The organism is Vibrio sp. Y176 (genome assembly GCF_033438945.1).
Genome location: NZ_JAWOQS010000717.1, coordinates 1 through 630 on the forward strand (window position 1 = coordinate 1; position 630 = coordinate 630).

The 630-nt window shown below is 48.4% G+C and carries 1 protein-coding gene; it reads right to left on the minus strand.

From position 1 onward, the window contains the following. Window positions 1-126: 126 nt before the first annotated feature. Window positions 127-630: phosphomethylpyrimidine synthase ThiC (locus R7O13_RS28255; RefSeq protein ID WP_318305373.1), on the minus strand; the 504-nt coding region annotated here is incomplete at its 5' end.

The following is a 630-nucleotide window of genomic DNA, read 5'->3' on the forward strand; positions in this document are numbered from 1 at the left end:
ATTGAGTTGGGCTTACGCCCAACTCAATCTCATCAATACTAAAACCCTGTTCTTTCGCCAACAATAAACACTGCTGAACAGATCCTGTCAGCGGAATTAACGACGATGGAATAAGGCTTTTAGCCATTACTCATCCGCCTCGGCGTGCACGGCTGGGTGATAAAGCTCCGAGCCTGTCGCACGAAACTCTTCAGACTTCTTACGCATGCCTTCCAGCGGGTCATCTAAAATCTTGATAGAAATCGCCTGATCCGCGGCACCTTGCTCTGTATCTTTGGCATACTCCCTGACTTCTTGAGAAATCTTCATTGAGCAGAATTTAGGGCCGCACATTGAGCAGAAGTGCGCTACTTTTCCAGACTCTTGCGGTAGCGTTTCATCATGAAATGCACGTGCCGTATCGGGGTCTAAAGCGAGGTTAAATTGGTCTTCCCAGCGGAATTCAAAACGCGCCTTTGATAAGGCATTGTCACGAACTTGTGCTCCCGGATGCCCTTTTGCTAAATCCGCAGCATGCGCAGCTAGCTTGTAGGTGATCATACCGGTTTTAACGTCTTCTTTATTTGGAAGCCCCAAGTGCTCCTTAGGGGTCACGTAGCACAACATAGCGCAGCCATACCAACCAATCAT